General features: G+C 40.6%; 1 protein-coding gene. It reads right to left on the reverse strand.

The genetic code is table 11. From position 1 onward, the window contains the following. Positions 1-345 precede the first annotated feature (345 nt). A complete protein-coding gene (locus ACFSY7_RS10345) occupies positions 346-945 on the reverse strand; it encodes a transglutaminase-like domain-containing protein (RefSeq protein WP_139993475.1) in 600 nt (199 codons plus the stop codon). Positions 946-1,168: the final 223 nt, after the last annotated feature.

Here is a 1,168-nt window from a genome sequence, read left to right on the forward strand (position 1 = left end):
AAAGTGAAGCCGCTGTTTCAAGCAACTGGAAACAAGCAAGCACTGTTCGTAGGAATCTCCCACTTCAAGCAACGTTCGAAGAACGGCTAAGTGGGGGTAGTTCAACGTAAGGCAAATGGTGCAGCTTATATTACAGTAGATCAATAACAGCATAAGTCTGTATAATCGTATCCACTAGCATCATATATAAAAAGAGGCTTTGACATACGTATAAAAACAACCGCTTCTAAGAGCATAAGAAAAACCGGAATCGCGCTGAGGCACGATTCCGGTTTTTCGTTGCGAACGTTAAAAAAGGAACATGACGTGCTTTGTCCCAATCTCTTTTCGTGTGCAAATGAAAATCTACAATGTGTCCGGTAAATCATTTGCGTACATGGCGAGTGCATCTTCGGCTTCTTTTAGAACATGCATCGTTTTAGGATTCGGTGCAATATAAATGACGTCATACGTTTTTTCCCCAAGTGATTCGTCGGCAGTGAAGGCGAGTGCAGGCTCCTCAAGAGATAACTCCGTTTGCACATTGCCGCGTGCGTCGGCATACACCCAGCGATTGAGCGATGTTAAATAAATCGCATTAAAGGCATGCAAGTAATACCCCTGCTGTGGCTCATCAAATAGCATTAATCGTTGGTAGCAAAAGCCACTTGGAATGCCTTCATGGCGCAGTAGTGCGGCTAGTAAATTCGCCTTAGCATAGCAAATACCTGTTTGATGCTCTACAACATCGGATGCTGTACGTGTAACGGTGTGCGTTTGCTCATCCCATGAATGGGCAATCTCATCGCGTACATATTCATAAAAAGTGCGTACTTTTTCTAATTCTGGTAATTCGACCACATGTAATGCGTCGATTAACTGCTCGATACGTTCGTGATGGTAGTTGACGACATCTGTCGGTTTCAAATAGTCATCGATAAATGGGGACTCTAATTGGAATGGCATGGTCATCATCCTTTCGGAATTCGATTGGTATCTTTTTATTGTATATCAAAATGCATGATAATGTGGAATTTTTTAGTATTTATTATAAAAAATAATAATAATGTAAGAATACATATGCAATAAAAAAGAGGCTGGGACAAAACCCTAGCTAAAGAAAGGACTTCGGCAAATGAAGATGCCGAAGTCCTTTTTATCTGTAATTTTTTTGTTTTTGTATAGAATA

It is taken from the genome of Kurthia populi (assembly GCF_042686175.1).
GTDB lineage: Bacteria > Bacillota > Bacilli > Bacillales_A > Planococcaceae > Kurthia > Kurthia populi.

Bases quoted from the DNA above. Each gene is read 5' to 3' on its own strand.
- ACFSY7_RS10345 (WP_139993475.1), bottom strand. From the start codon at position 945: ATGCCATTCCAATTAGAGTCCCCATTTATCGATGACTATTTGAAACCG.